Here is a 6,654-nt window from a genome sequence, read left to right as displayed (position 1 = left end):
GCAGCCCGCCGCGCGTCCGCAAGCGCCCGCGCAGCAAGGCCCGACCAAGGTCATGCAGACCCGCGCGCGCCACATCCTGATCAAGACGTCCACCGTCATGAGCGACGAAACCGCGCGTCAGCGCCTGGAACAGGTGCGTCAGCGCCTGGTGTCGGGTGGCGCCAAGTTTGAAGACATGGCGCGCCAGTACTCGCAGGACGCCACCGCACCACAGGGCGGCGAACTGGGATGGCTGAACCCGGGTGAAACCGTGCCGCCGTTCGAAGCCGCCATGAACGCGCTGAAGCCGGGCGAAATCAGCCCGCCGATCCAGTCGCCTTTTGGCTGGCACCTGATTGAAGTCGAAGAACGCCGCGAACACGACGCCACCGACGACCTGGCCCGCATGAAGGCGCGCCAGATTCTGTTCGAGCGCCGCGCCCAGCCTGCTTTTGAAGACTGGCTGGAGCAGCTGCGTGCTCAGGCTTACGTCGACAACCGGCTTGAAAAGCAGCAAAAGATCCAGCAGAACAACCGCTAAACGCATTACGGGCTTTTCATGTCTCAACACCAGGCGCGCAAGCGCTTCGGCCAGAACTTCCTGACCGACGAAAGCGTCGTCGAGTCCATCGTCCGGGCGGTTGCCCCCGCCCGCGACGATGCCGTGGTCGAGATCGGCCCAGGGTTGTCTGCCTTGACCCGGCCGCTGCTAGAGCGCCTGGACCATCTCACCGCCGTGGAAATCGACCGCGACCTGGCCGCGCGCCTGCGCAAGCAGTTCGAGGCGTCGCGCCTGACCGTGGTCGAAGCCGACGCGTTGACGGTGGATTTCTCGCAATTCGGCAGCGCGCTGCGTGTGGTGGGCAATCTGCCCTACAACATTTCCAGCCCGCTGCTGTTCCACCTGATGACGTGGGCCGACCACATTCGCGACCAGCATTTCATGTTGCAGCGCGAGGTCATCGACCGCATGGTGGCGCAAGCTGGCTCTGGTGATTTCAGCCGCTTGTCGGTGATGTTGCAGTCGCGCTATCGCATGCACAAGCTGTTCGATGTGCCGCCGGAAGCGTTCGACCCGCCGCCCAAGGTGGTGTCGGCGATTGTGCGCATGGTGCCGCTGCCGGCCGACCGCCTGCAACCGGTCAGCGTGCGCGCCTTTGAAACGGTGGTGGCGCGCGCTTTTTCGCAGCGCCGCAAGATGCTGCGTCGCGTGTTGGCCGACTGGGCGCCGCAAGTGCCCTGGGAAGCGCTGGACATTGCGCCTACCGCGCGCGCCGAGGACATTTCGGTGGACCGGTATATCCGCCTGTCGGATGCGCTGGTGGCAGCGGGCCTGCTTCAGTAAGCGCGAAGCGGCGGAGCGTAGCAAGCAGGCGCGGCGCGTGTCCCGCAATGCAGGCGTGGCGCCATGCCACGCTATCCGCGCCACGCGCATCACAACATCCGTTTTTGCGCGGCCATCCATAGCTGCATGACGTCGCGCGCACGCTCGGCAAGCAGCTTTTCCGCGTCGGCCAGTGCTTGCTGCAAGGTGATGGGACCGGGCGCCAAACTGAACGCGGCGGTGATGCCGCCCGCGTGCAGCGCTTCGTAGCCCTCGCCCAGCGACCCCGCCAACGCCACCACCGGCACGCCCGCCTGCTGCGCGATCTTGGCCACGCCCGCCGGGGTCTTGCCGCGCAGTGTTTGCGCGTCCATGCGGCCTTCGCCGGTGAACACCAGCGTGGCGCCTTCGATGGCGTCGGCCAGGCCGCCCAGTTCCGCCACGATTTCGACGCCCGGGCGAAAGTGCGCCTGCAAAAACGCCTTGGCCGCAAAGCCCAAACCGCCCGCCGCGCCCGCGCCGGGTTCGTCGCGATAGTCCACGCCCAGGTGGCGCGCGCACACATCGGCAAAATTCGACAGCATCTGGTCCAGCGCCAGCACCTGTTCCGGCGTGGCGCCTTTTTGCGGCCCGAACACGTGCGATGCGCCATGCGCGCCGCACAGCGGATTGTCGACGTCCGACGCGATATCGATGTGGACGTTGGCCAGGCGCGGATCCAGCCCGCGCGTGTCGAGGGCGGCCAGCTTGCCCAGCGCGCCGCCACCGGGCGGCAGGCTGTTGCCGGCGGCGTCCAGCAAGCGCACGCCCAGCGCCGTCAGCATGCCGGCGCCCGCGTCGTTGGTGGCGGACCCGCCCAAGCCCAGGATGATGCGCGTGGCGCCCGCGTTCACGGCCGCCAGCATCAGTTCGCCCACGCCGTGGCTGCTGGCGCGCATCGGGTCGCGCTTGGACGGCGAGATCAGTTCCAGCCCCGCCGCCGCGGCCATTTCGATCACGGCCGTGCCGTCTTCCAGCAGGCCCCACACGGCGTCGACCTTGTAACCCAACGCGTCGTTCACCGTCAGCTGCTGTTCCTTGCCGCCGGTGGCGGCCAGCACGGCCTCGACCGTGCCTTCGCCGCCGTCGGCCATGGGCACGCATATCGTGTGGGCGCCGGGGCAGGCGGCTTTCACGCCGCGCGCGATGGCTGCCGCCGCGTCGGGCGCGGACACGCTTTCCTTGAAGGAGTCGGGAGCAATGACGATTTTCACGGGTTTGGGTCGCCTCGATGTCGGTCGGAGTAAGGGCCATGATACCCGCGCCGACGCAGGCGGCGTACCATAGCGCTTTCGTTGTTTTTGCGAGAGTGGACCGTCATGCCTGTATTGCGCCGCACCAAAATTGTTGCCACCTTGGGCCCTTCGACTTCGACGCCCGAACGCATTGAAGCGCTGATCCGCGCCGGCCTTGACGTGGCCCGTTTGAACTTCTCGCACGGCAGCGCGGACGATCACCGCGACCGCGCGCGCCTGGTGCGCGACATTGCCGCCAAGCAGGGCCGTTTCGTCGCCATCATGGGCGACCTGCAAGGCCCCAAGATCCGTATTGCGCGCTTCACCGACAAGCTGGTGCAGCTGCACGTCGGCCAGCCATTCACGCTGTCGCGCGTGCATCCCAAGGAGGCGGGCACAGCCAGCATCGTCGGCATCGACTATCCGGAACTGGTGACCGACTGCCGCGTGGGCGACGAACTGCTGCTGGACGACGGCCGTGTCGTGCTGGTGGTGGATCGCGTCGAAGGCGACGAAGTCCACACCACCGTCACCGTTGGCGGCCCGCTGTCCAACAACAAGGGCATCAACCGTCGTGGCGGTGGCTTGTCCGCCCCCAGCCTCACCGACAAGGACCGCGTCGACATCAAGCTGGCGGCCGAAATGGAACTGGATTACGTGGCCGTGTCGTTCCCGCGCTATGGCAGCGACATCGACGAGGCCCGCGCCCTGCTGGCCGAAGCCGGCAGCCAGGCATGGATCATCGCCAAGATCGAACGCGCCGAAGCCGTGGCTGACGACGAAGCCCTGGACTCGCTGATTCGCGCCAGCGACGGCGTGATGGTGGCGCGCGGCGACCTGGGCGTGGAAGTGGGCGATGCCGAACTGGTCGGCATCCAGAAGCGCATCATCCAGCACGCGCGCACGCTGAACAAAGTGGTCATCACCGCGACGCAGATGATGGAATCCATGATCTCCAGCCCCATGCCCACGCGCGCCGAAGTGTCGGACGTGGCCAACGCGGTGCTGGACTACACCGACGCCGTGATGCTGTCGGCGGAAAGCGCGTCGGGCCAGTATCCCGTTGAAACCGTGCAAGCGATGGCGCGCGTTTGCCTGGGCGCGGAAAAGCACCCGACGTCCACCGTGTCGCACCACCGCATGGGCGAGACCTTCACGCGCTGTGATGAAACTATTGCGCTGGCCGCGATGTACGCGGCCAACCACTTTCCGGGCGTCAAGGCCATCATCGCCCTGACCGAAAGCGGGCACACGCCGCTGATCATGTCGCGCATCCGTTCCGGCGTGCCGATCTACTGCTACAGCCCGCACAGCCTGACGCAGAACCGCGTGGCCATGTTCCGGGGCGTCTACACCATTCCGTTCGCGCCGTCGGACTACGAGCCGGCCGAACTCAGCGAGGCCGCCATTGACGAACTGCGCAAGCGCAACCTGGTGAAGACGGGCGACTGGGTGATCCTGACCAAGGGCGATTTCTACCGCGACAGCGGCGGCACCAACGGCATGAAGATCCTGCTGGTGGATTGACCGGGGCTGGCGGGGCCGCGACCCGGCCCCGCTACGCCCGCCTGGCCGGCTTCAGCCAAAGAACCAGTAGCACACGCCAATGGCGGCCAGCACACCGGCCGCATCGGCGATCAGCGCGCAGCCCACCGCGTGGCGCGCGCGCAATATCCCCACCGACCCAAAGTACACCGCCAGCACGTAGAACGTGGTTTCGGTGCTGCCCTGCATCACGGCCGCGAGCAGGGCGGGGAAACTGTCCACGCCGAAGTGCGTCATGGTTTCCAGCATCATCGCGCGCGCCGCGCTGCCGGAAAACGGCTTGACCAGCGCGGTGGGCAGCGCGTCGACGAAACGCGTGTCCCAGCCGGCTTGCAGCGCCAGCCACCGGATGCCGTCCAGCAAAAAATCCAGCGCGCCCGATGCGCGCAGCACCCCCACCGCGCACAGCATGGCCACCAGATAGGGCAGCAGGCTCTTGGCGATGTCGAAGCCTTCCTTGGCGCCCTCGATGAACGTTTCGTAGACCGGCACCTTTTTCCAGGCGCCCACGACCAGGAACGCCAGCAGGATGCCGAACAGCGCCAGGTTGCCCATCACCGAAGACAGCGACGCGATGGCCGCGGCCGACATGCCGGCCAGCAGCGCCATGAAACCGCCCATGAGCAAGGCCGCGCCGCCCAGCCACAGCATCACCACCGGGTCGGCCAGCCGCAGGCGCTGGCACACGGCCACGGCCAGAAAGCCCGCCAACGTGGACGCGCTGGTTGCCAGCAGGATGGGCAGGAATACCAGTGTGGGATCGGCCGCGCCCTGCTGCGCGCGGAACATGAACAGCGTGACGGGCAGCAGCGTCAGCGATGACGCGTTCAAAACCAGGAACAGGATCTGCGCGTTGCTGGCGGTGTCGGGCGTGGGGTTCAGCGATTGCAGTTCGCGCATGGCGCGCAGGCCGATGGGCGTGGCCGCGTTGTCCAGCCCCAGACCGTTGGCCGCGAAGTTCAGCGTGATAAGACCGATGGCGGGGTGATTGCGCGGCACGCCCGGCATCAGGCGCGCAAACAGCGGCCCCAGCAGGCGTGCCAGCTTTTCCACCAGCCCGGCGGCTTCGGCAATGCGCAGGAAGCCCAGCCACAAGGTCAGCGTGCCGAACAGCAGCACCATCACTTCGACCGACACGCGCGCCATGTCGAACAGGCTGGCCACCATCAGGCGAAAGACGTCGGGGTCTCCGATGGCCAGCCAGCGGTACAGCGCGGCGGCGGCGGCGGTCAGGAAGAAGCCCAGCCAGAGTTTGTTCAGCATGCGTGACGATGCCCGGACAGCGGTTGATTGCGCACCAGCGCGGGGACGCTCATTGTCGCAGAGTCAGCCCTGGCCAGCTTGGCCGCGCGGCGCCAATTCTGGTACTTTGGGCCGAACCGCCCTAGGGCCATAACAGTGAGGGACACTCATGGATTTCAATGCCTGGCGCCGTCGCCGCATCTCGGAACCCGCGTACCGCTGGGCGCGCAACGCCTTGCCCCCCATGTCGGCCACCGAGCGCGAGGCCATCGAGGCCGGAGACACCTGGTGGGACGCCGACCTGTTCACCGGCAACCCCGATTGGCGCAAGCTGCTGGACGTGCCCGCCGCCACCCTCACCCCCGAAGAGCAGGCCTTTATCGATGGCCCCGTGGCGCAGCTGTGCACGATGCTGGACGAATGGGACATCACCTGGAACCGGCGCGACCTGCCGCCGCAAGTCTGGAGCTTTCTGAAATCGCAGCGTTTTTTCGGCATGATCATCCCGCGCCGTTACGGCGGGCTGGGCTTTTCCCCCTACGCGCATTCCGAAGTCGTGCGCCGCATATCGGCCTATTCCATCACGGCGGGCGTGACCGTCATGGTGCCCAATTCACTAGGCCCCGGCGAACTGCTGATGCAGTTCGGCACGCCCGCGCAGCGTGATTACTGGTTGCCGCGCCTGGCCGATGGCCGCGAGGTGCCGTGCTTCGGGCTGACCAGCCCCGAGGCGGGCTCGGACGCCGCGTCCATGGTGGACACCGGCGTTGTCTGCCGCCAGGTGGTCGATGGCCGCGAACTGATCGGTATCCGGCTCAACTGGCACAAACGCTACATCACGCTGGGGCCCGTGGCCACGGTGCTGGGGCTGGCGTTCAAGATGTCCGACCCCGACGGCATTCTGGGCGGCCCGAAAGACATCGGCATTTCGGTGGCGCTGGTGCCCACCGAGGCGCCGGGCGTGGAAATCGGCCGGCGCCATCTGCCGGCCATGCAGGTGTTTCAGAACGGCCCGAACAAAGGGCGCGATGTGTTCGTGCCGCTGGATGCGCTGATCGGCGGCGAGGCCCGCGCCGGCCAGGGTTGGAAGATGCTGATGAGCGCCCTGGCCGCCGGGCGCGGCATTTCGCTGCCGTCGCTGTCGGCGGCCGCCGCCGTCATGTGCGCGCACACCACCGGCATGTACGCGCGGGTGCGTGAGCAGTTCGGCATCCCCATTGGCAAGTTCGAAGGCGTGCAGGAACAGTTGGCCCGGCTGGCGGGCAACGCCTATCTGGTCGAGGCGGGGGG

6 protein-coding genes are annotated in these 6,654 nt (G+C 67.1%); 4 read left to right on the top strand and 2 right to left on the bottom strand.

The window, feature by feature from the left end; all coding sequences use genetic code 11:
• Both ACNPP0_RS18745 and rsmA read left to right on the top strand, forming a co-directional pair.
• Positions 1-520 (top strand): peptidylprolyl isomerase (locus ACNPP0_RS18745; protein ID WP_448706676.1); only part of this gene is annotated, 520 nt, incomplete at its 5' end.
• Between the two features lie 18 nt (positions 521-538).
• A complete protein-coding gene (rsmA, locus tag ACNPP0_RS18740) occupies positions 539-1,324 on the top strand; it encodes a 16S rRNA (adenine(1518)-N(6)/adenine(1519)-N(6))-dimethyltransferase RsmA (protein WP_332612898.1) in 786 nt (261 codons plus the stop codon).
• A gap of 89 nt (positions 1,325-1,413) precedes the next feature.
• Here the strand turns inward: rsmA and ACNPP0_RS18735 are convergent, their stop codons facing one another.
• The gene (locus ACNPP0_RS18735; RefSeq protein WP_448706675.1) at positions 1,414-2,556 is read right to left on the bottom strand and encodes a glycerate kinase; all 1,143 of its coding nucleotides are present in this window, start codon (positions 2,554-2,556) and stop codon (positions 1,414-1,416) included.
• A gap of 105 nt (positions 2,557-2,661) precedes the next feature.
• Here ACNPP0_RS18735 and pyk point away from each other — a divergent pair, with 105 nt between their 5' ends.
• Complete coding sequence (pyk, locus tag ACNPP0_RS18730) at positions 2,662-4,104, top strand: pyruvate kinase (protein WP_332612895.1); 1,443 nt, start codon at positions 2,662-2,664, stop codon at positions 4,102-4,104.
• A 51-nt stretch (positions 4,105-4,155) separates the two neighbouring features.
• Here the strand turns inward: pyk and ACNPP0_RS18725 are convergent, their stop codons facing one another.
• The gene (locus ACNPP0_RS18725; RefSeq protein ID WP_332612894.1) at positions 4,156-5,385 is read right to left on the bottom strand and encodes a spore maturation protein; all 1,230 of its coding nucleotides are present in this window, start codon (positions 5,383-5,385) and stop codon (positions 4,156-4,158) included.
• A 148-nt stretch (positions 5,386-5,533) separates the two neighbouring features.
• On the opposite strand from ACNPP0_RS18725, the gene ACNPP0_RS18720 reads away from it, so the two are divergent.
• Positions 5,534-6,654, top strand: a 1,121-nt coding sequence (locus ACNPP0_RS18720; RefSeq protein ID WP_448706674.1) for an acyl-CoA dehydrogenase, incomplete at its 3' end; no start/stop codon positions are given.

This window comes from Achromobacter semiaridum (assembly GCF_053543755.1).
This window is presented reverse-complemented; position numbering and strand designations above follow the sequence as displayed.

Coding starts and splice junctions, on each gene's coding strand:
- rsmA (WP_332612898.1), top strand. CDS start 539: ATGTCTCAACACCAGGCGCGCAAGCGCTTCGGCCAGAACTTCCTGACC.
- pyk (WP_332612895.1), top strand. CDS start 2,662: ATGCCTGTATTGCGCCGCACCAAAATTGTTGCCACCTTGGGCCCTTCG.
- ACNPP0_RS18725 (WP_332612894.1), bottom strand. CDS start 5,385: ATGCTGAACAAACTCTGGCTGGGCTTCTTCCTGACCGCCGCCGCCGCC.